This window comes from Actinomyces sp. oral taxon 175 str. F0384 (assembly GCF_000223355.1).
In the GTDB taxonomy this organism is placed as follows: domain Bacteria; phylum Actinomycetota; class Actinomycetes; order Actinomycetales; family Actinomycetaceae; genus Actinomyces; species Actinomyces oris.
Genome location: NZ_AFUR01000006.1, coordinates 544,309 through 569,462, shown reverse-complemented (window position 1 = coordinate 569,462; position 25,154 = coordinate 544,309). Strand labels below are relative to the sequence as shown.

General features: G+C 68.4%; 22 protein-coding genes. 7 read left to right on the top strand and 15 right to left on the bottom strand.

What is annotated here, in order from left to right:
- Positions 1–53: 53 nt before the first annotated feature.
- The gene (locus HMPREF9058_RS10955; RefSeq protein WP_043538193.1) at positions 54–590 is read right to left on the bottom strand and encodes a hypothetical protein; all 537 of its coding nucleotides are present in this window, start codon (positions 588–590) and stop codon (positions 54–56) included.
- 224 nt (positions 591–814) lie between these two features.
- Here HMPREF9058_RS10955 and HMPREF9058_RS10950 point away from each other — a divergent pair, with 224 nt between their 5' ends.
- From HMPREF9058_RS10950 to HMPREF9058_RS10940, 3 genes are read left to right on the top strand one after another with little or no spacing between them, the layout of a single operon-like run.
- Entirely contained in the window at positions 815–2,521 is a 1,707-nt protein-coding gene (locus HMPREF9058_RS10950; protein WP_009747771.1) for a cytochrome c biogenesis protein CcdA, read from the top strand.
- Between the two features lie 39 nt (positions 2,522–2,560).
- Entirely contained in the window at positions 2,561–3,193 is a 633-nt protein-coding gene (locus HMPREF9058_RS10945) for a sigma-70 family RNA polymerase sigma factor (RefSeq protein ID WP_009407182.1), read from the top strand.
- Complete coding sequence (locus HMPREF9058_RS10940) at positions 3,190–4,119, top strand: anti-sigma factor (RefSeq protein WP_009407157.1); 930 nt, start codon at positions 3,190–3,192, stop codon at positions 4,117–4,119. The genes HMPREF9058_RS10945 and HMPREF9058_RS10940 overlap by 4 nt, the downstream gene beginning before the upstream one ends.
- A 384-nt stretch (positions 4,120–4,503) precedes the next feature.
- On the opposite strand, the gene HMPREF9058_RS10935 is transcribed toward HMPREF9058_RS10940, so the two are convergent.
- The 4 genes from HMPREF9058_RS10935 to HMPREF9058_RS10920 all read right to left on the bottom strand — a co-directional run bounded on the left by HMPREF9058_RS10935 (position 4,504) and on the right by HMPREF9058_RS10920 (position 7,832).
- On the bottom strand, positions 4,504–5,583 hold the full coding sequence (locus HMPREF9058_RS10935; RefSeq protein ID WP_009747794.1) for a 1,4-dihydroxy-2-naphthoyl-CoA synthase: 1,080 nt from the start codon (positions 5,581–5,583) through the stop codon (positions 4,504–4,506).
- Between the two features lie 66 nt (positions 5,584–5,649).
- Entirely contained in the window at positions 5,650–6,321 is a 672-nt protein-coding gene (locus HMPREF9058_RS10930) for a response regulator transcription factor (protein ID WP_003787214.1), read from the bottom strand.
- Complete coding sequence (locus HMPREF9058_RS10925; protein WP_254654133.1) at positions 6,314–7,228, bottom strand: sensor histidine kinase; 915 nt, start codon at positions 7,226–7,228, stop codon at positions 6,314–6,316. Before HMPREF9058_RS10925 ends, HMPREF9058_RS10930 begins: the two co-directional genes overlap by 8 nt.
- A 409-nt stretch (positions 7,229–7,637) precedes the next feature.
- Complete coding sequence (locus tag HMPREF9058_RS10920) at positions 7,638–7,832, bottom strand: hypothetical protein (protein ID WP_009407207.1); 195 nt, start codon at positions 7,830–7,832, stop codon at positions 7,638–7,640.
- Positions 7,833–8,027: 195 nt separating this feature from the next.
- Here HMPREF9058_RS10920 and HMPREF9058_RS10915 point away from each other — a divergent pair, with 195 nt between their 5' ends.
- Positions 8,028–9,371: an arginine deiminase family protein gene (locus HMPREF9058_RS10915; protein ID WP_043538333.1), complete on the top strand. Its 1,344-nt coding sequence runs from the start codon at positions 8,028–8,030 to the stop codon at positions 9,369–9,371.
- Positions 9,372–9,390: 19 nt separating this feature from the next.
- On the opposite strand, the gene HMPREF9058_RS10910 is transcribed toward HMPREF9058_RS10915, so the two are convergent.
- From HMPREF9058_RS10910 to HMPREF9058_RS10875, 8 genes are all read right to left on the bottom strand, one after another.
- Entirely contained in the window at positions 9,391–10,656 is a 1,266-nt protein-coding gene (locus HMPREF9058_RS10910; protein WP_009747875.1) for a galactokinase family protein, read from the bottom strand.
- The gene (locus tag HMPREF9058_RS10905; RefSeq protein WP_009747751.1) at positions 10,653–11,495 is read right to left on the bottom strand and encodes a nucleotidyltransferase family protein; all 843 of its coding nucleotides are present in this window, start codon (positions 11,493–11,495) and stop codon (positions 10,653–10,655) included. The genes HMPREF9058_RS10910 and HMPREF9058_RS10905 overlap by 4 nt, the downstream gene beginning before the upstream one ends.
- Before the next feature lie 22 nt (positions 11,496–11,517).
- Complete coding sequence (locus tag HMPREF9058_RS10900) at positions 11,518–12,936, bottom strand: phosphoglucomutase/phosphomannomutase family protein (RefSeq protein WP_009747812.1); 1,419 nt, start codon at positions 12,934–12,936, stop codon at positions 11,518–11,520.
- Positions 12,937–13,024: 88 nt separating this feature from the next.
- Positions 13,025–13,888, bottom strand: coding sequence for a carbohydrate ABC transporter permease (locus HMPREF9058_RS10895; protein WP_009407076.1), 864 nt, complete (start codon positions 13,886–13,888; stop codon positions 13,025–13,027).
- On the bottom strand, positions 13,885–14,838 hold the full coding sequence (locus tag HMPREF9058_RS10890; RefSeq protein WP_009407055.1) for a carbohydrate ABC transporter permease: 954 nt from the start codon (positions 14,836–14,838) through the stop codon (positions 13,885–13,887). The genes HMPREF9058_RS10895 and HMPREF9058_RS10890 overlap by 4 nt, the downstream gene beginning before the upstream one ends.
- Before the next feature lie 66 nt (positions 14,839–14,904).
- Positions 14,905–16,197 (bottom strand): extracellular solute-binding protein, encoded by a 1,293-nt coding sequence (locus HMPREF9058_RS10885; protein ID WP_009407364.1) that lies wholly within the window; start codon positions 16,195–16,197, stop codon positions 14,905–14,907.
- Positions 16,198–16,342: 145 nt separating this feature from the next.
- Positions 16,343–18,553, bottom strand: coding sequence for a 1,3-beta-galactosyl-N-acetylhexosamine phosphorylase (gene gnpA, locus HMPREF9058_RS10880; protein ID WP_009407180.1), 2,211 nt, complete (start codon positions 18,551–18,553; stop codon positions 16,343–16,345).
- 97 nt (positions 18,554–18,650) lie between these two features.
- Positions 18,651–19,862, bottom strand: coding sequence for an ROK family transcriptional regulator (locus HMPREF9058_RS10875; RefSeq protein WP_009747783.1), 1,212 nt, complete (start codon positions 19,860–19,862; stop codon positions 18,651–18,653).
- A gap of 643 nt (positions 19,863–20,505) precedes the next feature.
- Between HMPREF9058_RS10875 and HMPREF9058_RS10870 the strand changes: the two genes are divergently transcribed.
- The 3 genes from HMPREF9058_RS10870 to HMPREF9058_RS10860 all read left to right on the top strand — a co-directional run bounded on the left by HMPREF9058_RS10870 (position 20,506) and on the right by HMPREF9058_RS10860 (position 23,624).
- Positions 20,506–21,801, top strand: coding sequence for a glycine betaine/L-proline ABC transporter ATP-binding protein (locus tag HMPREF9058_RS10870; protein ID WP_009407373.1), 1,296 nt, complete (start codon positions 20,506–20,508; stop codon positions 21,799–21,801).
- Positions 21,801–22,679, top strand: coding sequence for a proline/glycine betaine ABC transporter permease (locus HMPREF9058_RS10865; RefSeq protein ID WP_009407150.1), 879 nt, complete (start codon positions 21,801–21,803; stop codon positions 22,677–22,679). Before HMPREF9058_RS10870 ends, HMPREF9058_RS10865 begins: the two co-directional genes overlap by 1 nt.
- A 66-nt stretch (positions 22,680–22,745) precedes the next feature.
- Positions 22,746–23,624 carry a glycine betaine ABC transporter substrate-binding protein gene (locus tag HMPREF9058_RS10860; RefSeq protein WP_009747906.1) on the top strand — a complete coding sequence of 293 codons (879 nt, stop codon included), beginning with the start codon at positions 22,746–22,748 and terminating at the stop codon, positions 23,622–23,624.
- A 180-nt stretch (positions 23,625–23,804) separates the two neighbouring features.
- Here HMPREF9058_RS10860 and HMPREF9058_RS10855 read toward each other — a convergent pair whose 3' ends face one another.
- A complete protein-coding gene (locus HMPREF9058_RS10855; RefSeq protein WP_009407194.1) occupies positions 23,805–24,389 on the bottom strand; it encodes a hypothetical protein in 585 nt (194 codons plus the stop codon).
- Positions 24,390–24,495: 106 nt separating this feature from the next.
- Complete coding sequence (locus tag HMPREF9058_RS10850; protein WP_009747811.1) at positions 24,496–25,068, bottom strand: hypothetical protein; 573 nt, start codon at positions 25,066–25,068, stop codon at positions 24,496–24,498.
- Positions 25,069–25,154 lie beyond the last annotated feature (86 nt).

The window sequence follows — 25,154 nt, the reverse complement described above, 5'->3', positions numbered from 1 at the left end:
CAGCCATTGCTGCCACGAGGCCCTCGCCAGACGGATAACGCAGGTCTACCGGCTCAGTTGCCGCCGCCCTGCTGGCCCCCCTGCTGGGCACCGGCGCTGCTGTCCGCACCACCCTGCTGGCCGGGCTGCTGTCCACCCTGCTGCTGACCGGGCTGCTGGCCGCCGGGCTGGTTGTCGCCCTGAAGGGAACCGCCCTGCTGCTGTCCACCCTGCTGGTTGTCGCCGCCCTGCTGCTGGCCGCCGGGCTGGTTATCACCGCCGGGCTGCTGGCCACCCTGCTGGGTGCCGGCGCTGCTGTCCGCACCACCCTGCTGACCGGGCTGCTGACCACCCTGCTGGTTGTCACCGCCGGGCTGCTGACCCTGGGGAGCGGTGGGCTGGGCGCTTCCACCGGTGGCGCCACCGGTCATCTTGCTGTCAGCGCTGGGCGTGGCAACACCACCGTCGCTGGTCTTGCCCGCGGTCTGCTTCGTGGCGGGAGTGGTCGAGTCACTCGAGCTGGAACCCGAGCAGGCCGCCAGACCGAGGCCGGCGGTCACGATGAGGAGCGAGGTGGCGAGGGTCTTGGCACGTGTAGCGGTGAATCGCATGAGTTCTCCTATGCGGTTGCTGGTGCAGTGTCAGAGCGGGATGGCCCGCTCTTGGGGGTCCGGAACGCCGTCGTCCATGGAGTTCGAGGAAGAACCCGACGACGCCCGTCACGAGTGATGATCGTCATAGACGGCTATGTGGTTGTTCGACAATCCCCGTTGCCGATGGCTCCGAACCTCTTTCGAGACTAGCAACAAGAAACTGACCGAAAGGGTGAAGTATCGTGACAACCGTCTCGAGTCTGGTGGCCATCGGGCTGCTGGGAGGGCTCATTACGGGTATCTCCCCGTGTGTTCTTCCCGTGCTCCCCGTCATCCTCCTCTCCGCAGGAGCACAGGGCGCACGCGGTGATGGCGGCGATGACAAGGGGGCCGACGGCGGCTTCGCCTCCCGCTTCCACCCCTACCTCGTGGTAACCGGCCTTGTGGTCAGTTTCACGGTCTTCACGCTCCTCGGATCGACCGTGCTGAGCCTGCTCCACCTGCCGCAGGACCTCATCCGCTGGATCGGCATCGTCATGCTCGCCCTGATCGGCCTGGGCATGATGGTCCCGAAGGTCATGGAGATCCTCGAGCGCCCCTTCGCGCGCTTCCAGCGCTTCGGCGGCTCGAAGAACCCCTCCAACGGCTTCCTTCTGGGCCTGGTCCTGGGGGCTGCGTACGTGCCCTGCGCGGGCCCGGTCCTGGCGGCCGTCGCTGTCGCGGGAGCCACCGGGAGGATTGGCGCCGACACCGTCGCCCTGGCCGTGTCCTTCGCCGTTGGCACAGCGATCCCGTTGCTGGCCTTCGCCCTGGCCGGACGCGGTATCACGGAGAGGATTCAGGCCTTCCGCACCCGCCAGCGCGCCATCCGCGTCACCGCCGGCGTCGTCATGCTCGGGCTGGCCGTGGCCCTGGTCCTGGACGCCCCGGCCGCTCTCCAGCGTCGCCTGCCCGACTACACCGCCTCCCTCCAGGCCCGCACCGACGACCTCCTCCACGGCGACTCCGCATCCGGCCCCTGCCGCCCCGGAGCCGCCACTCTCGGGGACTGCGGCCCCCTCCCTGCCATCGACGGCGCAGTGGCCTGGATCAACACGCCCGGCGACCAGCCCCTGACCCAGCAGAGCCGCGCCGGCAAGGTCACCCTGGTCGACTTCTTCGCCTACTCGTGCATCAACTGCCAGCGCTCGGTCCCCGGCATCGAGAAGCTCTACGAGACCTATGCCGGCTCCGGCCTGCAGGTGATCGGCGTCCACTCCCCGGAGTACGCCTTCGAGAAGGAGGTGGACAACGTGCGTGGCGGCGTCAAGCGCCTCGGCATCACCTACCCCGTGGCCGTCGACTCCAACCTGACCACCTGGACCAACTTCGACAACCACTACTGGCCCGCCCACTACCTGGCCGATGCCCAGGGCAACGTCCGCCAGACCCATGTCGGAGAGGGCGGGGAGGCGGCCACGGAGCAGCTCGTCCGCGAGCTGCTCATGCAGGCCAACCCGAAGGTGACCCTCCCCGCCCCCGTCTTCTCCGAGGTGAAGGACGACGCCGGCACGAACAGCCCCCGCACCCCCGAGACCTACCTGGGCTCGGACCGGGCCTCCGGCTTCGCCCAGGGAACCCTCGACAAGGGGCAGCACACCTTCTCCTTCCCCTCCCGGCTCCAGGCCGACACCTTCGCCCTGGACGGCATGTGGACAGTGGAGCCGCAGTACATCACCCCGACCGAGGGCAAGGGCCGCCTGCGCCTGTCCTACCGCGGTAAGCAGGTCAACCTCGTCGTCTCCGGCGAGGGGGACCTGACCTGGACGGTCAACGGGAAGACCCGCACCACCCACGTCTCAGGCGTGCCCAACGGGATGGAGCTGGTCCACAGCGAGGAGGTGGGATCGGGTGAGCTCGAGCTGGAGGCCTCGCCCGGACTGCAGCTCTACTCCTTCACCTTCGGGTGACCCGACGGTGAGCGCAGACGTGACTCAGGAGACGGTGCGATGAGCCTGGCGACGCTGGAGGCGCGGACCGGGACGCGCACCGTCTCCACCCGCGGTCTGGCCTACCATTCCCCTGTGACACATAGCAGTTGCGCCGGCTCGGAGGGAGAGTGGATCGCGCAGGTGGCCGACGGTGACGCCGACGCCTTCGCCCGCCTCTACGACGCCTGGTCCTCTCGGCTGTTCGCCCTGATCCTCCAGATCGTCGTCGATCGCGCCCAGAGCGAGGAGGTCCTCCAGGAGGTCTTCCTCGAGGTGTGGCGCACGGCCGGCTCCTACTCCCCGGCGCGGGGCAGCGTCCGGGCCTGGCTGGTGACCATGGCCAGGCGCCGGGCCATCGACCGGGTCCGCTCCTCCCAGTCCTCCCGGGAGCGGGAGAGCCGCTGGCGTGACTACATGCCCGACGTCGACCAGACGGTCCAGCAGGTCGAGGACAGACTCGTGGGCGAGCAGGTGCACCGGGCGCTCGAGGCGGTGGGGGAGCCCTACCGCTCCACCATTGAGCTCGCCTACTTCACAGGCCTGACCCACCGCGAGATCGCCCGCCGCACGGGCACGCCACTGGGAACGGTCAAAACCCGCATCAGGGACGGAATGGCACGGTTACGACGAGAGCTGGGGGTGCAGTCATGAGCGACCGCGACGACACTCACGAGGACGCCATCAACGGCGAGGCCGATCTGCAGGGCACCGAGGGTCTCGACGGCACTCAGAGTGGAGACGATCTCGAGCGCTTCGACGACGAGCTCGACTCGGAGACGGCCGCCCTGCTGGGCGCCTCACTGCGGCCCGTGGGCCCGCCGGCAGCGATCCGCGCCTCCCTTCTGGAGACCATTGCGCGCGAGCCTCAGTCGGAACGCGCAGACCAGGCCGACCACGCCGCGGAGGAGGAAGCCGGCGACCGCGACGCTGTCGGCGGCAGTAACAGTGGCAGTGGCAGTGATGGCGACTCGGTGGACTCTGAGGTCCTCAGTCTCGATGCGCACCGCCGTCGCCGCTCGGCCTGGCGCGCCGGCCTGCTGCGGGCGGCCGCGGCCGTGGTCCTGCTCGGTGTCGGCATCGGTGTGGGGCGCTGGAGCGTGCGGGGCGCGGTCGATGAGGCCATGGACTCCATGGCGAGCTCCATGGCGTCGACCCAGCACTACGCCCACCTCAACCAGGCCCAGGACGTCCAGCGGGTCACCGACACGATGTCCGACGGGCACGTCGCGACCCTCACCTGGTCCCGGGACATGAGCATGACCGCGCTGACCCTGCCGGCCGCCATGAAGGAGTCCGCCGGTGGGCGCAGCCTCCAGGTCTGGCTCAAGGAGGGGGAGACGACGACCTCACTGGGCGTCTACGACCCCCGGGACGGGGCCGGCTTCTCCTTCCTGGACGTCATGCCCAAGCCCGGTCAGCAGATCGTCATCACCATGGAGCCGGCCGGAGGCTCGGCCCAGCCGACGACGCCGCCCCTGGTCACCCTGCGAGTGAGTGAGGGTGCCGGCCGGTCCGGCGCTGCCACCGGCTCGCCCAGTCCTGCGTCCTCGGCCGCACCCACCGGAGACTCTGCCTAGCGCTGGACTGGGGTGGGGCGCGGTGCGCCGGGGCGACACGAGCACCTGAATCGTGATGTATGTAACAGTAAAGTCACCCTCGAGGTGCTGTCCCCAATCCTGACGGACGTCAGTACCTCTCGGGTGGTTTCGCGTCATTCCGCGGTTTCCTGAGGTTGGGCGGATGTGGCGGGCGAGGAGGTCGGTCATCGCCGCGATGAGCGGACAACAATGCGCACTTCTATTTCCGACTCCGGCGGGAATCAGTGGAGAATCTCAAAGGTGCGATCCCCATTGAGATCGTTTTCTTCATTTCGATACTCGCCACAATTCTCACCACAATTCTGAATACCCTCGATATATCGCGCCTGTTCCCTCATATGTGGTCGTGGCGGCGGCTCCGGGTCAGAAGTAGTACGGGAAGGGCGACCAGTCAGGAGTGCGGCGCTGGAGGAATGCGTCGCGCCCCTCCACGGCCTCGTCAGTCATATAGGCCAGGCGTGTGGCCTCACCGGCGAAGACCTGCTGGCCGGCCAGGCCGTCGTCGGCCAGGTTGAAGGCGAGCTTGAGCATGCGGATGGCCTGCGGGGACTTGCCCGTCACGGTGGCCGCGTACTCCAAGGCCCGTTCCTCGAGCTCAGCGTGGGGGACCGCCTCATTGACGACGCCCCAGCGCTCGGCGGTGACGGCGTCGTAGGTGCGGGCCAGGAAGAAGATCTCGCGGGCCCGCTTGTCCCCGACCTGCCGGGCCAGGAGCGCGGAGCCGTAGCCGGCGTCGAAGCTGCCGACATCGGCGTCGGTCTGCTTGAAGCGCGCGTGCTCGATCGAGGCCAACGACAGGTCACACACGACGTTGAGGCTGTGACCGCCGCCGGCGGCCCAACCCGGGACGGCGGCGATGACGGCCTTGGGCATGGTGCGGATGAGGCGCTGAACCTCCAGGATGTGGAGCCGGCCGGCCCGTGCGGTGTCGAGGCGGGCCTGAGCGGCGGCGACGTCGGCCTCGTGGCTGTAGGCGCGGTCCTCAGGCTCGCCGGCGGCCGTTGGGGACTGCGGCGAGGCCTCCCGCTCGTAGCGGTAGCCGTCCCGGCCGCGGATGCGCTGGTCGCCGCCGGAGGAGAAGGCCCAGCCGCCGTCGCGCGGCGAGGGGCCGTTGCCGGTGAGGATGACGGCGCCGACGTCACCGCTCATGCGCGCGTGGTCCAGGACCCGGTAGAGCTCATCGACGGTGCGGGGGCGGAAGGCGTTACGGACCTCGGGCCGGTTGAAGGCCACCCGGACCACCGGCAGGTCCCGGAGCCAGGTGCCGTGCTCGTCCCGGACGCAGCCCCTGTGGTAGGTGATGTCTGTGAGGGCCTCCGCCTGCTGTTGGGAGGGCTCCGTGCCGGCCTCGGCGTGGGGAAAGCCGGACACCTCCCGCCAGCGGTCGGGGGAGAAGATCTCTGAGACTCGGCGCGGCAGCGGGTGGGCGGTGGTGGCGTTCATGGCCTCAGCGTAGGGCCGCCAGGGCTCGTCCCGCCCCAGGGTGCCGGAAGCCAGTCGCAGTCGCCCCTAGTTCCCCAGGGCTGCGGCGATGAGCTCGGTGCGCGAGGTGTGGCCGAGGCGGTGGAGGACCTCGGAGACGTAGATGCGCACGGTGTTCTCAGAGATGCCGAGCTTGCGGGCGATGCGCCGATTGGTCAGCCCCTCCAGGAGACAGGTGTAGATATCGCGCAGACGGGGCGGCAGCTCGTTGACCAGCTCCTGGATGCGGGCCTCCGCGGTGGCGCGCTTCTGCTCGGACTGGTAGGCGCTGACGAGCATCTTCGTGGGGCGCGAGGACATGACGGGCTCACCACGGCTGGCGCGCAGCAGCGCCGCAGCGACGTTCTCGGTGCTCTCGTCCTTGGTGATGAAGCCGTTGACGCCCTCGGCCAGGGCCTCGGCGAGCATCTCGTCACGACTGAAGACGGTGAACATGACAATGGGCATCCGGGGGAAGCGCTCATAGATCGCTCTCGCGGTCTGGGCTCCGTCCATATCCGGCATATCGCTGTCCAGCAGGACGACGTCAATGGGCTGCTGCCCGGTCATGAGCAGGCTGATGGCCTGCCGCCCGCCGGAGGCGGCGGCGACGACGGTAATGGCCCGCTGCGAGTCGAGCTGTTCGGCGAAAGTGGTGCGAATGAGCGGGTCGTCATCGACGATGAGGACTCGCAGGGAACGCAGGGTGTGGCTAGGCATAAGCGGCTCCGTCCGGTGACGACATGAGGGATCTCGCAGTAGTGGTCGGTGTGGCGATATCGTTCCAGGGAAGACTGGCGAGAACGGTCCAGGAGGCTCCGATCCGATTCGAGCTCAAAGAGCCTCCGGCATTCTCGAACCGGTCCTGGAGGGCCCATAAACCGTACCCCCCGTGCATCTCCTCAGGCACCTTCTGATCGTGCCAGGGTGAGCTGAAGCTGATAAAAAGGGTGTCCTGCTCCTGCTCCACGACGAGGGAGACGAGATCGCGGGGGAAGTTGTACTTGAGGGCGTTGAGAGTGTTCTCGCGGATGAAGGCGACCAGGAGTCGACCGAGCTCGGAACGATGCAGCGCCGGAATCCTCTCGATGCCGTCGAGGTCGGCATCCAGAACGATCTCGCGCTGCGCCAGCGTGGAGGCGCTGGAGCCGATGATCTCCTGAAGGGTGGGCTCCTCCTTGGGCGGCCCCTGGGAGACGGCCAGGTTGTGAATGAGCAGGCGCAGGTGGGCGAGGGCCTGCTGAGTCCGGTCCTGCAGGTCGAGGACACGGTCTCGGTCATCGCCATGGGGGAGCCTGATGGATCGGGAGATGATGAGCATGCGCGTGAGGTCGGCGGCCAGGTCGTCATGGAGACTGTCGGCGATGTCGCGGCGCAGCTGCTGAATGAGCTCGGCAGCAATCTCCTTGGAACGCTCCGCCTCCCGCTGCATCTCCTCCAGGCGGTCTTTGGTGTTGCGGATCAGGACCCCGAAAGAGGCGGATAGGGTTCCCCAGAATAATGTCCAGACTGTCACCGGGAGGAGGGGGAGTCCAGATATGAGCTGCGCCAGAAAGAACACGGAGAGCTGAATAAGAGCGAGCTTAAATTTTCTGGCCACCGTGAGGTCGGCAACGATAACGTACACAAGAATCCAGGCCCATGCCAGGCGCGATCCTGCAACGTAAAAGACGATGAGGAGTGCGATGGAGAAAGTGGCTACTCCAACCCGTTGATCTTTTGTGTAGATATACGGAAGGAACGAGATTATCTGAAATATTTCTCCAATAATTATTGCATTTATGTTATCTTTGAGGGTAAGGTAGGTGAATACATCCAGAAGGATGAGGGGGGTGATGAATGAAATGAGCGTGGCTCGCCTCAGGTGTGGCAAATACCTCTGGTGTCGCATCCAGAGTCGTGAGAGTAAACTGCCGTTCTGCATAGTCCTTGAGGTGGGCGCTGAGGCTGTGGTTGGGGCTTATCTCGAGTGCTTGGAGGTGGAAAATGCCGCCATCCCTAAGGGGTGGTCTTAGGGATGGCGGCGGAGATTCTTCTCAGGAGTACCAGCGGTTCTTTGACCTGTCGCACCAGACGGAGGGTGGGAAGACGCACCAGTCGTAGAAGGGCTTCCCGAAGGTGCTTGCTGAGTCGTTGTGTTGGGCGGGGGCGGTGGCCGGCGCGGCGCTGGCCGGCGCGGCGAAGCCCGCCATGAGGAGGGCGACAAGGGAGATACGGACAACAGATTTCATGGAGGGAACTCCTGTCTCAGGGGGTGTTATGAACAATTTATCTTACCATTCCTGTGGTTTGTGCCAACTGCGTTCTTCGCCGTCCCGGTTGATTCTTCGCTCAACAAAACCAGCCGATGGTGGGCGACGGCGATGGCGCGGACCATTCCCGGCGACCGGGCGGAGACGCCCCTGACCTCCGACTACTCTGTGCCCATGACACAGACCGGTGCGACCGCCAGCCGTCCCTTCGTTCCCGTGGCCGAGGGCGGAGGGAGAATCGACTCCGAGACCGGCGCCCTGCGCGAGGTGATCGTCCACCGTCCCGGCGGGGAGATCGCCCGCCTGACCCCCATCAACGCCGACTCCCTGCTCTTCGACGACGCCCTCAACATCCCCCGGGCCCAGGCCGAGCACGACGCCTTCACCGCGATCCTGCGCTCCGAGGGCGTCATCGTCCACGACTTCCGCGAGCTGTTCACCGAGGTCCTGGCCGTCCCCGAGGCCCGCCGGCTGGTCCTGGACGAGGCCGTCGGTCCCGACGTCGTCGGCGTCTCCGCCTCCGAGCTGCTCATCGACTACTTCCAGTCCCTTCCCGACGCCGACCTCGCCGAGGTGCTCCTGGGCGGCATCACCCGCACCGAGCTGCGCGAGCGCCTCAGCTCCTCCGAGGGGCGCGACCTGTTCTCCTCCACCTACCTGTCCACCCTGGAGGGGCCGTTCGTCGTCACCCCGCTACCCAACCTGCTCTTCACCCGCGACGCGTCGGCCTGGCTCTACGGCGGGGTCTCGGTCAACTCCATGGCCCTGGAGCCGCGCCGTCGTGAGGCCATCGGCTACGAGGCCGTCTACCGCCACCACCCGGCCTTCGGCCCGCGCCTGGCCGAGCTCGCCGGCTCCGATGACCCGGAGGCCCGCCTGTGGCGCGAGGTGGGGCGGGTCTCGGCCGCCTCAACCATCGAGGGCGGCGACTTCCAGATCCTGGGCAACCGGACCCTCGTCATGGGCCTGACCCACCGTTCCACCGCCGCCGGCGTGGAGCGCCTGGCCTCCCAGCTCTTCGCCTCCGGCGTGGCCGACCGGGTCATCGGCGTCCACATGCCCGACGCCGCCTTCTACACCCAGCTCGAGGCCGTCATGCACCTGGACACCCTCATGACAATGGTCAGCCCCGACACCTACCTGCGTTTCCCCGGCTTCACCGAGGTCACCACCGTGGAGATCGAGCCCGCAGCGGCCGGACGGTCCCTTCAGGTGACGGTCCACGACGGCTCGCAGATGGATGCGGTCCTCGCCCGCGCCGCCGGCATCGACTCCTTCCGCGTCATCAGCCCCGGCGCCTCCGACGAGGCCGAGGCCCTGCGCGAGCTCGCCCGGGACTCCTGCAACGTCGTGGCCCTGGCCCCCGGGCGCGTCATCGGCTACGCCCACAACCAGCGCGCCAATGACGCCCTGCGCAAGGCCGGCATCGAGGTCGTCGAGACCCCCGGCGTCGAGCTCGTGCGCGGCCGCGGCGGCTCGCACTGCATGACCTGCCCCGTCACCCGCGACGCGGTGTGAGCCTGGCCGGTCAGGGCGCTCAGAGCAGCCGGCAGGCCCCCGGGCCCGGCCTGGTGACGATCACCGCGGACTGCTCGGCGCCCGGCTCGCGGTCCCGGTAGGCCTCGAGCCACTGCGCGGCGAAGGTCTCGGCCTCATCGGCCCGCACCAGGGCGTACACCGACCCGCCCCACCCGGCGCCGAAGGAGGAGGCGCCGATGGCGCCCGCCTGGCGGGCCAGTGACACCATGAGCCGGGTCTGCGGCACCTGGTTGCGCAGGCCGCGGTCGGCCAGCTCCTGGGAGCGCTGGAGGACGTCACCCACGCCCGGGTCGGCCGCGGCGATCATCCGGGCGCCGGCGGGAACCAGGACGAGGGACTCGGTGAGGAACTGCTCGATGCGCTGTCTCTCGTAGCCGGGCTCGCACAGTCCCAGCAGCTCCTTCAGGGCCGGGTCGCCCGCCGCCTGCTCGCCGGTGGTCTCCCCGATCAGGTGCCTGACCGCACCGGCCAGGGAGGCGTCAGTGCGTCCGGTGGTCTCATTCCACCTGGCCAGCACCGCCTGGACGGTGCTCGGCCCGCGGTTGTAGTCCTCCAGGGCCGCGCCGGTCTTGTGGGCCAGCACCCCGCTCACGCCGACGACGAGCGCCCACTGGGCGGGGAAGGAGATGGTCCGATCGATGCGCATTGGGTCGAATCCGGCCAGGAGCAGCCGGTCCTGGGCGCCGCACAGCATGCCGGTGTGGTCCTCGCTCCCGCCACGGGTACCGACTCCGCTGGTCCCCGGCAGGTCCCGCCACGCCCGTCCGCCCTCCATGGCGGCGAGGTAGCCGGCCAGGGACAGCCGGTCGGGCATCGACTCGACCCACCGGGGATCCTCGTCCCAGCCGTTGAGGGAGGCCAGGGCCAGGGCCGTGGCGCACACCAGTGCGGAGGACGAGCTCATCCCGGAGGCCGGCGGCAGGTCCGAGGAGAGGGACAGGTGGGCTGCGGCTCCCGCCCCGAAGTTGAGGGTGAGGCGGTCCAGCACGGTCTGAAGGTAGCGGCCCCAGTGGCCCGGCTCCAGGCCCGGGTCCACCCCGGCGTGCAGGGTCACCGGATCGCCGCAGTCCGTGGTGGCGGTCAGGGACCCCGGCGGCCCCGCCACGCGACGCGCCCGCGCCGTGATCGCCCGGTCGACGGCGCCGACCAGGACCGAGCCGCCGGCGTAGTCGGTGTGCTTGCCCAGCACCTCGACGCGCCCGGGCACCCGCCAGGCGGTCTTCTCAGGCGCCTCACTCATCGCCCCCTGCGTCTCCCGGCTCACAGCGACACCTCCGTCCCGGACAGGCGGGCCTCGACCTCGGCGATGTCCTCGCGCCGCGACAGGTCCAGGACCCCGCCGGTCGCCGCCAGGACCGCGACCGGACCGGGCAGGGCGCGCACGGCGTCGACGATCTCCAGCTCGCCGCGCGGCGAGGGGGTGATGCGGCGGCAGGCGGCGAAGATCTCCGGGGTGAACCGGAAGGCGTTCATTGACACCGGGGCGTGGGGCCCGGCGGCCCGGACCACCTCCGCTGAGGGCTTCTCCACGATCTCCTCCAGCGCCCCGTCACGGGCGCGCACGAGGGCGAAGGCGGCGATCCGCTCGGCGGGGATGTTGGACTCGGCCACCAGGGCGGCACGGTCGAAACCGGCCAGGGCATTGCCCCGGTGGCGGGCCAGGTCGCGCAGCACCTGACGGGGGTAGTAGTTGTCCCCGTTGACCATGAGGAAGGGCTCCCCGCCTACGGCCGCCTCGGCGGACAGGACGGCGTTGGCCGTCCCCAAGGGGTTGACCTGGACGGCCAGGTCGATCGTGAGTCGGGTGAGCTCCAGGGAGTCGATGTGGCGGCGGAAGTCCTCGTGCTCGGGCCCCACGACCAGGACGGCCCGCTCGATCCCGGCGTCGACCAGGGCCGAGAGGCTGTAGTCGATGAGCCGGTGCTCGCCGATGGGCATGAGGGCCTTGTAGCCGCTGGCCGCGGCCGTGGCCTGCTGGGAGGTCAGGCCGGAGCCGGCCGGGCTGCTCGCCCGCATGCGTGTGCCCAGGCCCCGGGCCAGGACGACGGCGACGCGGGTGTGCTCCGCCGCGCCGTCCATCGTCTCAGTGATCGTGTCTGTCATGGGTTCCTTCCTCCTGCCCGTCTCAGGCATCCAGGCCGTAGTGGCTCGCGACGGCGGCCGCGGTGGCCCGGGCCTCGTCACCGGTGGGCATCTCGGTGAAGACCCGCAGGAGCGGCTCGGTCCCCGAGAAGCGGATCGTCACCCAGCCGCCGCAGGCGAAGTAGACCTTGCAGCCGTCCTGCCAGGAGACGCGCTCGACGTCGTGGGTGAAGGCGGGCAGATCGTGGGCGCCGAAGATGCGCTCCTCCAGCTCGGCGCGCCGCTCGGAGGTGAAGCCGTAGGCGTTCTCCACCATGACGAGCTCACCGTACCGGGCCACGATGTCGGCGTAGAGCTCGGAGAGCCGCTTGCCCGAGGCCGCCACCGCCTCCACCAGCAGCGAGCCGGCGTAGACCCCGTCCTTGCCGGGAATGTGACCGCGCACGGTCAGGCCCCCGGAGGACTCGCCCCCGATGACGGCCCCGGTCTCAGCCATCTTGGCGCTGATCCACTTGAAGCCGACGGGCACCTCGTAGCAGACCTGCCCGTGGGCGGCCGCGACCCGGTCCAGCAGGTGGGTGGTGGACATGTTGCGCACGGCCGGCCCGCTCCAGCCCTTGCGGGTCAGCAGGTAGTCGTAGAGCAGGACCAGGACCTGGTTGGGGGTGAGGTAGGCGCCGGTGTCATCGATGATGCCCAGGCGGTCCGCGTCCCCGTCGGTGGCGATGCCCAGGTCCGCACCGGACTCGACGACGGCGTTGCGCAGGGTGGTGACGGTCCCCTCAGTGGGTGAGGGCATGCGGCCCCCGAACAGGGGGTCGTGGCGGTCGTGGATGACGTCCACCTGGCAGCGGGCGGTCAGCAGGATCGTCTGCAGGCTCGTCTCGGAGACCCCGAACATCGGGTCCAGCACGATGTGCATGTGGGCGTGGCGGATGGTCTCGGTGTCGAGCTTGTCGATGATGGCGTCCAGGTACCAGTTGATGGAGCGCTGGATGGTGACGAGCTCGCTGGAGCGGGCCTCATGGGGCTCGACGCTGCGCACGTCCGCGTCGGTCAGGCCGTGCAGGGATGCGGTGAGCTCGTCGGTGACCGCCTGGTCGGCGTCGCGGCCGCCGGGCAGGAAGATCTTGATGCCGTTGTACAGGGCCGGGTTGTGGGAGGCGGTCACGGCCATCCCGTACGCGGCCCCCAGGCGGCGCACCGTCCACATGGTGGTGGGGGTCGGGGAGGGACGGTCGATGAGAGTGACCCGGATGCCGTTACCGACGAGCACCTCAATGGCCCACCAGGCCGCGGTGTCGGACAGGAAACGGCGGTCGTAGCCGATGACGACGCCCTGCTCCGACGTGCCCTCCTCAAGGATGCGGTTGGCCAGCCCCTGGGTCAGGAGCCTGACGTTGGCGCGGGTGAACTCATCGCCGATCACGGCTCTCCAGCCGCCGGTGCCGAAGTGGATCATGGGGGTTCCTCTGTGGAGGCGCCGTTGCCCGGGACGGGGCGGCGAGGTGGATAGGGGTGTGGTGAGGGAGAGGCGCTGGGGGAGGGGCTCAGCCCTTGACGGCGCCGGCGGCCAGACCGGACTGCCAGAAGCGCTGCAGGCCCAGGAACAGCACGATCAGGGGGATGACGCCCAGGAGAGCGCCCTGGAGGAGCGCCCCGTACTGGGGGTTGAAGTAGGTCGACATGCCGTAGAGCCCCAGGGTGACGGGCTTGAGCTCGGCGGAGTTGATCGTCATCAGCGGCAGGAAGAAGTTGTTCCAGGTGGCCACGAAGATGAACAGGAAGATGGTCACCATCGCCGGTGCGAGCAGCCGCAGCACGATGGTGAAGAAGATGCGGATCTCGCTGGCCCCGTCGATGCGGGCGGAGTCGATGATCTCGTTGGGCACCGAGGAGTCGGCGTAGACGCGGCCCAGGAAGACCCCGAAGGGGCTGACCGAGCACGGCAGGATGATCGACCAGACGGTGTTGGTCAGGTGCACGGCGTCGAGGACCAGGTACAGAGGGATGGTCAGCAGCGCGATGGGCATGAGCAGGCCGGAGAGGATGACGACCTGGACGGCGCCCCGGCCCGCGAACTCGAACTTCGCCAGGCCGTAGCCGGCGGCCACCGACAGGAGCGTGCCCAGCACCCCGGCGACGCTCGAGTAGAGCAGGGAGTTGAGGATCCAGCGCCAGAAGAGCCCCTGGGTCCAGCTCATGAGCGCGCTGTAGTTGGTGGAGAAGCTGTTGCGTCCGGAGAACCACCACCCGGAGGTGGTCAGCAGGTCGGAGTTGGACTTGGTGGAGGAGATGATGAGCCAGTAGACCGGGCCGAGCATGTAGGCCAGGACGATGACCAGGACCGCGATGGTCACGGCCCGTGCGGGCACCGACGGGCGCAGCGAACGAGGAGTGTCGGTGGGCTTCACTTGTCGATCCTGTTCTGCACGAGGGCGTAGAGGGCGGCCAGGAGGCCGGCCACCAGGGCGATGAGGACGGAGATCGCCGAGGCCGGCCCCGAGCCGGACGGCGAGAGCGCACCGGTCATCGAGTTGTAGGCCATCATCATCGGCGTGTAGTCCAGCCCCATCCACTGGTTCTGGCTGTACAGAACAGTGGGCTCGTTGAACAGCTGCACCGTCCCGATGATGGAGAGCAGGACCGCCAGCAGCGACGCGGAACGAACCATGGGGATCTTGATGCGCCGGACGATCTGCCAGCCGGTGGCCCCGTCGATGCGGGCGGCCTCGTAGAGCTCGCGGGGCACGGACTGCAGCGCCGCCAGGAAGATGAGCATGTTGTACCCGGTGAAGGTCCACGTCGTGATGTTGGCCATCGACCACAGGATGATGCTGCGACCGAAGAAGTCCACCTTGAGGCCCACCAGTCCCAGCAGCTCGTTGATGGGGGAGAAGCTGGGGTTGTACATGTAGAGCCACATGATCGCGGCCACGATCCCGGGGATCGCGTAGGGCAGGAAGAAGCCCAGGCGGAAGACCGTCACCCGCTTGACCAGGAGGGAGTCGAGCACCAGCGCCAGGGCGAGGGCCGCCAGGATCATGACCGGGACCTGGACCACGCCGAACAGTAGGACCCGCCCCAGTCCCTTCCAGAAGGCGGGCTGTCCCGCCGCCTGGATGTAGTTGTCCAGGCCCACGAAGGTGCTCACCTTCTCCCCGCCGCCGTAGAGGTCCGAGCCGGAGGCGACGTCGCGGAAGAAGGACCGGTAGACCGACACCACGATCGGAATGAGGAAGACGACGGCGAACATGGCCAGGAACGGGGCCACGAACCCGATGCCCGCCCGGGCCTCCCTGCGCTTTCGCAGCGAGGTGGTGCGGATGCCGGATGCGCCCGTGGTCGTTGTCGTCGTGCTCATGATGCTCTCACTTCGATCGTGGTGCCGGTGGCTGCCTGTGTCTGCCGGTGGGCTGTGCTCGATCGCCTACTCGGCGACGGGCAGGTTGGCGTCCTTCAGGGAGCTGACCGAGGTCTTCTGGGCCGCCTGGAAGATGTCATCGACCTTGCCGGTCCCCTTCCCGGCCGCCTCGGCGGCCTTGGTCATGGGGTCGGCCAGGGAGGGCCAGGTCGGCATGAAGCCGAACTTGGAGTTCACGGCCGCATTGGCCTTGGTGAACTCGGCGTAGACGTCCTGGCCTCCGAAGAAGGTGGAGATGGTCTGCGGGGTCTTCACCGGGGCCTTCGCGGTCAGGACCAGTCCCTGGGTGGCCAGGTCATCGACCTGGGTGTTGAACCAGTCGTTGAAGGCCATGGCCCCCTCGGGGTTGGAGCAGCCCTTGAGGACGGCCACGCCCGAGCCGCCGTCGGGACCGGACATGGCCTTGTCACCGAAGGCGGGCAGCTGGGCGACCGCCCAGGACCCGGCATTGGGGGAGTCCTTCATGGTGTCGGCCAGGAGCGCGCCCTCCCAGGCCGCCCCGATGGTGCCGATGAGCTGCTGGTCGACCAGCGCCTTACCGAAGGAGTCGTCCCAGCGGTTGGCCACGAGGGCCGACTTGGAGTCCAGGACCCCCTGCCAGAAGGAGGAGACCTTGGCGGTCTCGGGGCTGGAGACGTTGACCTTCCACTTGTCGTTCTCAGCGCTGAACCACTGGGCACCGGCCGCGGCCGCCTGGCCCGCCAGGGTGTTGGGGGCCTCGTCGGGCTCGAAGGCCAGGGCGTACTTGCCCTGCTCGGCCGCCTTCTTGGCGACCTCGGCCAGCTCGGCGCTCGTCGTGGGCACCTTCAGCCCGAGCTGGTCGAAGGCGGCCTTGTTGTAGAAGTAGACCAGCGGGCCGGAGTCCTGCGGCAGGCCGACGACGGTCTTGCCCACGGTCATCAGCGACATCGACCCCTCGGAGAAGTGCTCCTTGTACTTCTCGGCCTGGGAGGAGACATCGGTGAGCAGGCCGGAGGCGTAGAGCTTGGGGATCTCGGCGTAGCCGACCTGGGCCAGGCAGGGGCCGGTTCCGGCCTTGACGTCGTTCTCCAGCTTGACGTTCATGTCCGCGGCCTTGCCGTCGAACTTGGTGGCCTCGACCTTCATGTCGGGGTGCGCGGCGTTCCAGCGGGCCACGATGTCGTTGACCTTCGTCATCCCCTCGCCGTCGGGCAGACGGTGCAGGTAGCGGATGACGCCGCCGGAGGAGGCCGAGCCGGATGAGCCGGTCGTGGCCGAGCAGCCGGCGGTGAGCATCGCGAAGGCGAGCAGCGAGGCGGCCAGTGCGTGTTTCTTCATGGGAGTTTCCTTCTTCGTCATTGAAAAGGCCCGGCATCTGCCGGAAGGAGTGGGGGCGCGGCGGGGCGGTGACAGGGAGCTGTCGGCGCTGTCGGTGTTGCGGGTGCGCGCCCGTGAGTGGAGCGTGGATATGGAACGGGGGTGCTCACTGCGAGGCAGCGGTGAGCCACTGGTGCCCTCCTTCCTCCAGACGGACCGTCCGGGGGCCCTGGGGCGTCGGCACCGTGGTGGTGACGGGCTCCAGGGAGTTGTTGATGACGAGGGTGGTGCGGCCATCGGGGTAGGCGGCCACCTCCACCCTGGGGTCGAGGGCCGCCCAGGCGGAGAACTCCTCCTGGCGTCCCGCGGCCCAGAAGATGGCCCGGTGCAGCAGCCGGGAGTTCTGGGCGCTGTAGGGCAGTCCCGTGGCGTACACCGCCCGGCCCCTCCCCAGCTCGTGGACCGCGAGGCGGACCTGGCCGTCCGCGGCGTCGAGCACCCGGGTGGCGGGACTGGTGACGACGATGTCGGGGGTGCCCTCGCCGTCGTCGAGGCCGCCGGTCAGGTCCCGGGTGATGAAGTGCTCCTGCACCTCAGGAGCACGACGGCGTGTGCTCAGGCCCCAGCCGATCTCCCGGTCCACGCCTAGGACGTCGGCGAGCTGGAAGGTGACCCCGTGGGCGGGGTGGGCGCTGGGAGCCCCCACCCCAATGAGGCCACCGCCGGCGGCCACGAAAGAGCTGACCGCGGCCACCAGCTCCGCATCCGCCCACTGCTCGCCCCCGGAGAAGGCGGTACCCTCGGCGCCGGCGCAGATAAGAACCTTGACGTCCGGGGCCAGGCCGGCGCGCACGTCGTCGAAGGACAGGAACTCCACGTCCACCGGCAGGCCCGACAGCGCCTCGAGGACCCCCAGGTAGGTGTAGGTCTGGCGATACCACAGGGCGTGCGCGACCATATGCGTCATCCAGGAGCGCAGACGGCCCCAGGAGTTGATGACCCCGACCTTGAAGCCGGGGGTCAGCGGACGCAGCCCCGCGGAGCGCTCGTGGATGGCGCGGAACTCCGCGATGATCTGCTCGACGCGGTCGATGAAGTCGGGGTGCTCCACGGCCAGGGACAGGTAGCCGCCGTAGCCGATCCGATCCAGGGGGGAGCGCACGATGGCGCGCCGGGCCTCCAGCCAGCTGCGGTTGGCCTCGGAGACGGGGTCGCCCCCCGGGTGGAAGACATCGGGGAAGAAGTACGGCAGGAACCGGCCCTCGGTGTAGCGCACGTGCGGAATGTCGGCGATCATCCGGCAGGTCGCCCCCGATCCGACCGAGCCGACGACGGCGTCCAGGCCGGTGGTGGCGAAGTGCTCGCCGTAGGGCTCGGTGCCGATCCAGTTGTCGCCCAGGAACATCATCGCCTCCTTGCCCTGGGCGTGGACGGCGTCGGTCAGCTCGCGCACCCGGGAGCACACGAAGCGCTGCTGGAAGTCGATCCAGTCGCGGAAGGCGCGGGTGGGGACCCGGAAGGGGGAGTTGTAGTAGCCGGCGTCGACGAAGTCCTCCGCGGTCAGACGGTAGCCGTACTCCTCCTCGAAGGCCTCCAGGGCGGGGACGCTCACCGAGGCGGAGTAGCCGAACCAGTCGACGAAGCGCTCGGTGGCGTCGGCGCCGTAGACGAGGGTGAAGTGATAGAAGAACGTGGTGAAGCGGACCACGTCCACCTCGGGGTGCTCCGTGAGCCAGGCGCTCAGGTGGGTGCGCACGTGGGACCACGTGGCCTCGTGGCGCACGTCGAAGGGCTTCTCCTTGACGCGCATGGGGTCCTCGTCCCAGCCGTTGGTGAGGTAGTTGTACATCTGGGTGGGGTCCCAGGTCTGGACCGCCAGGAAGCTGACGGTGTAGACGTGCCCGGCGAGGGCCTCGTGCACGGTGACGGTACGTCCGTCGGCCCCGATGCTCCACGCGGAGGCGGGCAGCTCCTGACCGGTGGTGCGGTCGTGGGCCTGCCACCAGCGCGTCACGTCGCAGCCGGTGTCGGGGCGGACCTGGTCGGCGAACCAGGAGGCCAGCAGGTCGATGCTCACGGGGCCATCGGCAGTGGCGGCGACCCGGTCGGACATGAGAAAGATGCGCGTGGCCTCATCGGGGTGGGCGTCGGCCCAGGCGTTGTCGCCACGGCCCACGAAGTAGGTCGAGTACACCTTGGTGGCCAGCTCCGAGACGATGCCGGGCAGCTCGGTGCCGTCGGAGTTCCGCACGGCGTCGGCGCCCAGGCGGGCGATGAGGCGGCGGACCTCCTCATCCATGCCGGTCTGGATCGGCAGGGTGAGGCGTCCCCCCGCCTGAGAGGGGAGCGGCGCCGCGGGCTGGGTCTGGAAAGACATCAGCACTCCTTCGGGCTGAATAGTCTGAACTCCGAACAAACTACAGCATGCGGCGCCCGTCCGCTACTGGCGAGGCGGTCGATATGCCTGGTGGTGGCTAGGAGGCGGGCCTGAGATCGACCAGGGTGGGGTTGTCGAGCACGGACTCCAGCGCCACCAGGGCCGCCCCGTACGACGAGGCCCATTGGCCCAGGTGGGAGGTCTCCAGCCTCACGGCGGCGCGCTGGTCCAGCAGCCGATCCTGCAGGGCGGAGGCAGTGGGGGAGATGAACACGTCGGCGAAGGCGGCCAGGTACCCCGACAGTACGATCACCTCGGGGTTGAGGACGTCCGTCAGGATCGCCAGGGCGCGCGCGAGCGCCCGCTGGGAGAGCTTCAGCCTCCGGGTGAGCTCGGCGTCCCCGGCGTCGAAGCGCCGGCGCAGGAGCTCGATGCGCTCATCCAGGGAGGTGGTCTCGTCGCGCACCGCGTCGCCCGGCGGGTAGATCGAGGTCAGGGCCTGCAGTCCGGAGCGGGTCTCCCAGCAGCCGCGCCGTCCGCAGCGGCACGCCAGGCCCTCAGGCTCCACGGGCATGTGGCCGACCTCGCCGGTCAGGCCCAGCCAGCCGCGCAGGAGGTGGCCGTCGGAGATGATGCCGGCGCCGATCCCCTCGCCGCCCGACAGGTAGAGCAGATTGCGCACCCCGTCCTGCGCGTAGCGCTCGTAGGTGGCCAGTGCGGCGAGCTTGGCGTCGTTCTCCAGCGTGATGGTGGGGACGCTCCTTTCCGGGCCCAGGCGGCGGGCGACTGCGTCGCGGACCTGGTCCGCCACGGCGACGTCGTGCCACTCCAGCGTGGAGGAGTAGCGCACGGTGTTGTCGGCGTAGTCGATGATCCCGGTCTGAGCCAGGACGATTCCCGGAACTGTCGTCCCCTGCTGCGTCAGCTGCTCCAGGGCCTGGGACAGCATGGCCGCGACGTGCTCGATCATCGTCTCGGGGCGGTGTCCGGCGTCGTCGACGAGTTCGCAGCGGCGCGCGACGACCTCTCCGGTCAGGTCCGTGACGGACAGGAGCAGCGAGGCGCCACTGATCTCCAGGCCGATGCCGGCCGCTGTATGTGGAGCCGTGCGCAGGCCCGTGCTCGGTCTGCCGACGTTGCCCGACAGGTCCGGCTCCTCCTCGATGAGCAGCCCCCGGGAGCACAGCTCGGCCACGAGGGTCGAGACCGTCGCCTTGGACAGCCCCGTCTCGCGGGCCAGGCGCGTGCGCGACAGAGCGGGACTCGTCTGAAGGTGCCGCAGGATGAGGGACATGTTCGAGATGCGCACGTCGGCGTGGGCCTTGGGTCTGTGCGCGCCCGGGCCTCCGAGGGGTCCCCAGAGATCCGGTCCGTCCGCCGGGATCCATCCTGCAGCCGGCACGGCAGTCTCCTCCTCCATCGGTGCCCGGTTGGTCCTGCGGACCGCGGGCGTGCCCCTCAGCGTAGTGATTCCAGGTGAGCGGGGAGGGGGTTTCGGTGGGCGTCCGGCTTGTTCCGTTGCGGCGCGGAACGGGCTGCGACGCAAATGAGACTATCACCACATTCTGTGGCCCTGAGGAGTTCCGGTTGCACATACGGACGTTGTTGGTTATGAGTCGCGTTTGTGTGCGTGCGGTGCGAGGCTGCGGGGGAGTTGCGATGTTCGTGATGATTTCAAGCATTCTCGATGCTTGTGGACGTTCATGCCCGACCGTGCGCGCCGGGTGGGTTCCGCCCTGTTCCGCGAACGTGGCTCCGGACACGCCCACGGGCGTGTCAAGGCCTGAAGTCCTCTGAATTCGCGGGATTCTGCGCCTGCTCAAATTGACCACTCGAACACTGCGCAGGACTATAAAACGGGCTTGCCGTCGTCGCTGGGTCCGGACGCGGCTCTCACAACTCGTCTTCCGGACTCTCGCGGCCAGGCCAGGAGCTAGATCGTGAGGAGTGCAGTGAAAGTCATTGAGGCCAACCATGTCTACAAGGTCTTCGGGCGGCGACCGTCCGACGGCGTCAAGAAGCTCAAGGCCGGCAGGACGCGGGACCAGTTGAGGAAGTCAGGGCAGACCGCCGCCGTCATCGACACCTCCTTCGACGTCGACAAGGGCGAGATCTTCGTGGTCATGGGCCTGTCGGGCTCCGGGAAGTCCACCCTCATCCGCATGGTCAACGGCCTGCTGCCCATCACGGCCGGCAGCATGACCCTCTATGGGGAGGACCTGGCGCACGTCTCGAAGCCGAAGCTGCGCGAGCTGCGCCGCGAGCGCGTCTCCATGGTCTTCCAGAACTTCGCCCTCCTGCCGCACCGGACGGTGGGGGAGAACGCCGCCTACGGTCTGGAGATTCAGGGAGTGAATCGCTCCGAGCGCGAGCGCCGGGCAGAAGAGGCCCTGTCCCTGGTGGGCCTGGAGGGGTGGGGTGGCTACAAGCCCGGTGAGCTCTCGGGTGGCATGCAGCAGCGGGTCGGCCTGGCCCGGGCCCTGGCCGCCGAGACCGATATCCTGCTCATGGACGAGGCCTTCTCCGCGCTCGACCCGCTCATCCGCCGGGAGATGCAGGACCAGCTCATCGACCTGCAGGGCAAGCTCGGCAAGACGATCCTGTTCATCACCCACGACCTCAACGAGGCCATGCGCCTGGGAGACCGCATCGCCATGATGCGTGACGGTCGCGTCGAGCAGGTCGGCACCGCCGAGGAGATCCTGCGCGACCCGGCCTCCGACTACGTCTCTCGGTTCGTGGCCGACGTCGACCGCAGCCGGGTCCTGACGGCCGGCTCCATCGCGGAGCCCCCGTACGCGGTCCTGGGCTCGGACCGCAGCCCCCACGCCGCCCACAAGCTCCTGCGGGAGAATCAGCCGCCGTGGCTGCTCGTCCAGAACCGCGACCGCACGCCCTTCGGCTATGTCTGGGAGGACGACGTCGCCCGGGCGGTCAAGGAGGGTTCCAACGCCCTGCCACTGTCCACGATCCACGAGATGCCGGTCGTGTCGCACTCGACCCCTGTCAACGAGCTGTTCGCCCACGCCGCGCAGCACGCCGCCCCCATCGTTGTCGTCGACGACGACGGACGGATCTCCGGCGTCATCCCGCGCGTCACCCTGCTGGCCGCCATCAGTGAGCAGAACCAGGAGGCCGGGGCCTCCAGCGCCGCCAGTGCCTCCAGCGCCGATCCGGCCGCGGAGCAGACCGACGAGCAGGCCGGCAAGGCCAGTGAGACCACCGAGGCCGAAGGAGCCGACGCCTGATGATTCCCGTACAGACTCCTCTTCCCAAGATTCCCCTGGGCACGGCGGTCGAGGTCCTCATTGAGTGGATCCAGGTTCACCTCCATGGCTTCCTCAGCGCGATCTCCCGGGCCGGCACCCTGGTCAACGACAACCTCGTGGACCTGCTCCTGGCTGTGCCCCCGTTGCTCATGGTGGTGGTCTTCGTCCTCGTCGCTTGGATGGCGAAGTCATGGAGGCTGGCGGTGGGTACCGCCGTCACCTTCCTTGTCATCATCTCCCTGGGGCAGTGGGTCAATGCGATGGAAACGCTGGTCCTGGTGACCCTGGCGACTCTGACCGCCCTCGTCTTCGCCATCCCCCTGGGGATCTGGGCCGCCCGCAACAAGTACGTCAGCGTCCTCATCCGCCCGGTCCTCGACCTCATGCAGACGATGCCGGCCTTCGTCTACCTCATCCCCTCGGTCCTGTTCTTCTCCATCGGGGTGGTGCCCGGGATGTTCGCCACGCTCATCTTCGCGATGCCCCCCGGGGTGCGCATGACCGAGCTGGGCATCAAGCAGGTGGACAAGGAGACCGTGGAGGCGGGGCGTTCCTTCGGCGCCACCGACTGGCAGATCCTGCGGGGCATCCAGTTGCCCCTGGCCGTCCCCACCATCATGGCGGGCGTCAACCAGGTCATCATGCTGGCGCTGTCGATGGCCGTCATCGCGGGCATGGTCGGTGCCGACGGCCTGGGGAAGGAGGTCGTCAAGGCGCTCGCGACGATCGACATCGCCAAGGGCACCGAGGCGGGTCTGTCCATCGTGTTCCTGGCGATCTACCTGGACCGGGTGACCGCGGCCCTCGGGGCTCCGCGGGAGAAGGGCTCGCTGCTCTCCCTCATCAAGAAGCGGTGACCCATGACTCGACGACGCTTCTTCGCCCCGTCCTCACCGGCGTCGGGCACGTATCGAAGGAACAGCATGCATACCTCCCGCCGCACTTTCACCGCTGCTCTGGCCTCCCTGGCGGCGGCGGGCGCTCTGTCCGCCTGCGGTAAGGGTTCCGGCGGTGGGGGCAAGCGACTCCGCCTGGGCTTCATTCCCTCCTGGAGCGACGGCCTGTCCATGACGCATCTGCTCAAGACCCAGCTGGAGAAGGCCGGGTACCGGATCAAGCTGACCGACCTGAGTGAAGCGGGGCCGCTGTACGCAGGTCTCAGCCAGGGGGCGGTCGACCTGTATCCCTCGGCGTGGCCGGACGTCACTCACAAGGAGTACATGGACAAGTACCGCACCTACATCGAGGATCTGGGGACCTACTACGACTCGGCCAAGCTGTGCTGGTCCGTCCCGGACTACTCCTCCATGACGTCGATCGAGGACATCAAGCCCCATGCCTCGCAGATCGGCAACAAGATCATCGGTATCGAGCCGGGTGCGGGTCTGACCAAGGTGTCTCAGGAGGACGTGATCCCCGCCTACGGTTTGGGGGACATGAAGTTCCTGACCTCCTCCACCACCGGGATGCTGGCCGAGCTCAAGAAGGCCGTCGATGCCAAGCAGGAGATCGTCGTGACCCTGTGGCACCCCTTTTGGGCCAACACCACCTATGACATGCGGGACCTGAAGGATCCCAAGGGTGCGCTCGGCAAGGGGGAGGGGCTTCACTTCCTGGGGCGCGAGGGCTTCGCGCAGGACTTCCCGGAGATCGCGAAGTGGCTCGGCTCCATCAAGATGGATGAGGCCACCTACGGCAGCCTCGAGGACCTCGTCGTCAACACTTACGGCGAGGGCCGGGAGGATGAGGCCGCCATCGCCTGGGCCAAGAAGCACCCTCAGTACGACTTCAAGAAGTCCTGACGTCAGGCGGCGCGGTCGGACCTGCCGGCCGGTGCGGGTGGAGCCCACCAGCGGGGACATTCCACGCGGCCGGGTGCGTCCTGCTCCAGCCGGGGGCATTCGACGCCGTCGGGGACAGCAATCCTGTCCCCGCACGCGCAGGACGTCCCCGGCCGGAACAAAGTGCGACGGCGGGGGCTCTCAGTCCTCGATGCGGTTGCCGTCCTCGTCGAGGTAGTAGCCCTCGTCGTCGATGGGGCGGAAGGTCATCCGGCCATCGGCGATCTCCTCGGCGAAGTGCTCCCGGGTCATCAGCCGGGTCTGACGACCGCGTTCCTTCATCTCCTCATAAGACATTGGTGTCTTCCATGGCCGATCCACTGCGCAGAAGATGAGCAGGGAGGTCGCCCAGGTCAGCAGCGTCAGGTGAGTGAGGCGGTGCGGTGCGAAGACCATGGCCGCCACTGCTCCGCCAATAACTGGGCAGATGAGGGCGGACAGGATCCGCTGCACCTTGCTCATGTCGTTGGTGCGTCGGATGCGCATGGTTAGGCGCATGGATATCGCATCCAGGGTCTCGTACACCGCGGTCGCCAGAATGGCGAATCCTGAGATCTGGTCGTAGGTGAGTCCGGCGCGAGTGAGGGCGGACCAGATGGCCAGCACGACTCCGACAGCGAGTGCGTCGAAGACTCCCAGGAAGACTCTTCCCCCAATCACCGCTGACAGGGGGACAGCCGGCTTCCAGGGCCGGTCTGGTGTGCTGGTGACGTCGCGTGTGCTCATATGCCCTTCCCCTGACGCTCCACGCTCACAGATGACGCTCCCTCACCCTAACAGGCGTGTGATCGTCATCGCAGTTGAGGTCTGTCGAGGCGGCCGGAGCCGCCGGCTACAGCGCCGCGTGGGCCAGTGCGATGCGGCGGAGCTTGGGCAGGTACTTGCGGGCGTCGCGGAAGTCGGCGGTGACGTACTCCGGCGGGATCGGCTGGGGCTGATGGATGCGCTCCTGGAGGGCGTCGTATCCGAGCGAGGTGTCCCACGGCCTCTCAATGAGAACGACGAAGGCCATGAACGGCAGCCACGTGAGAGCCGTCAGCGCCGTCGTCGATGCCGGGGCGAGGAGGCGAGCGGCCAGAAATCCCGCGAGCGCGGGGCAGGTCGCGGCGATGATCGTCAGCAGCAGGCCGTGCGGATCCCTCGAGCGCCAGGCCCGCATGATGAGCCGGTGGGCCGAGGCGTCGATGAGCTCGCGAATCGCCACCGCTACCAGGGAGAATAGGCACGCCCTACCGAATCCCAGCCCGGCGCGGGTCAGCGCCGACCAGGCCAGCACGATGACCGTCAGGCCGACGGCGCTGGGCAGCCCGAGAACCAGGCGGCCCACAACCATCGCGGAGACGGGCGTGACGGGCTTCCAGTGATGGTGCCCCGCGTCCCCTGACCCCGTGCTGCCCTCGTTCATGGCTTCCCCTCGGCGTGATCGCGAATTCAACCGCACGAGCCATTCTACAAAGGCCCGCGGACAGGGGCCTGCGCTCACGGCCACGC

What these genes read in the sequence shown, in the direction of transcription:
- HMPREF9058_RS10885 (WP_009407364.1), bottom strand. Translation starts at nt 16,197, where the DNA reads ATGAAGAAACACGCACTGGCCGCCTCGCTGCTCGCCTTCGCGATGCTC.
- HMPREF9058_RS10865 (WP_009407150.1), top strand. Translation starts at nt 21,801, where the DNA reads ATGATTCCCGTACAGACTCCTCTTCCCAAGATTCCCCTGGGCACGGCG.
- HMPREF9058_RS10890 (WP_009407055.1), bottom strand. Translation starts at nt 14,838, where the DNA reads ATGAGCACGACGACAACGACCACGGGCGCATCCGGCATCCGCACCACC.
- HMPREF9058_RS10860 (WP_009747906.1), top strand. Translation starts at nt 22,746, where the DNA reads ATGCATACCTCCCGCCGCACTTTCACCGCTGCTCTGGCCTCCCTGGCG.
- HMPREF9058_RS10915 (WP_043538333.1), top strand. Translation starts at nt 8,028, where the DNA reads ATGACACAGACCGGTGCGACCGCCAGCCGTCCCTTCGTTCCCGTGGCC.
- HMPREF9058_RS10900 (WP_009747812.1), bottom strand. Translation starts at nt 12,936, where the DNA reads ATGATCCACTTCGGCACCGGCGGCTGGAGAGCCGTGATCGGCGATGAG.
- gnpA (WP_009407180.1), bottom strand. Translation starts at nt 18,553, where the DNA reads ATGTCTTTCCAGACCCAGCCCGCGGCGCCGCTCCCCTCTCAGGCGGGG.
- HMPREF9058_RS10920 (WP_009407207.1), bottom strand. Translation starts at nt 7,832, where the DNA reads ATGAAATCTGTTGTCCGTATCTCCCTTGTCGCCCTCCTCATGGCGGGC.
- HMPREF9058_RS10850 (WP_009747811.1), bottom strand. Translation starts at nt 25,068, where the DNA reads ATGAACGAGGGCAGCACGGGGTCAGGGGACGCGGGGCACCATCACTGG.
- HMPREF9058_RS10940 (WP_009407157.1), top strand. Translation starts at nt 3,190, where the DNA reads ATGAGCGACCGCGACGACACTCACGAGGACGCCATCAACGGCGAGGCC.
- HMPREF9058_RS10945 (WP_009407182.1), top strand. Translation starts at nt 2,561, where the DNA reads ATGAGCCTGGCGACGCTGGAGGCGCGGACCGGGACGCGCACCGTCTCC.
- HMPREF9058_RS10955 (WP_043538193.1), bottom strand. Translation starts at nt 590, where the DNA reads ATGCGATTCACCGCTACACGTGCCAAGACCCTCGCCACCTCGCTCCTC.
- HMPREF9058_RS10935 (WP_009747794.1), bottom strand. Translation starts at nt 5,583, where the DNA reads ATGAACGCCACCACCGCCCACCCGCTGCCGCGCCGAGTCTCAGAGATC.
- HMPREF9058_RS10905 (WP_009747751.1), bottom strand. Translation starts at nt 11,495, where the DNA reads ATGACAGACACGATCACTGAGACGATGGACGGCGCGGCGGAGCACACC.
- HMPREF9058_RS10930 (WP_003787214.1), bottom strand. Translation starts at nt 6,321, where the DNA reads ATGCCTAGCCACACCCTGCGTTCCCTGCGAGTCCTCATCGTCGATGAC.
- HMPREF9058_RS10855 (WP_009407194.1), bottom strand. Translation starts at nt 24,389, where the DNA reads ATGAGCACACGCGACGTCACCAGCACACCAGACCGGCCCTGGAAGCCG.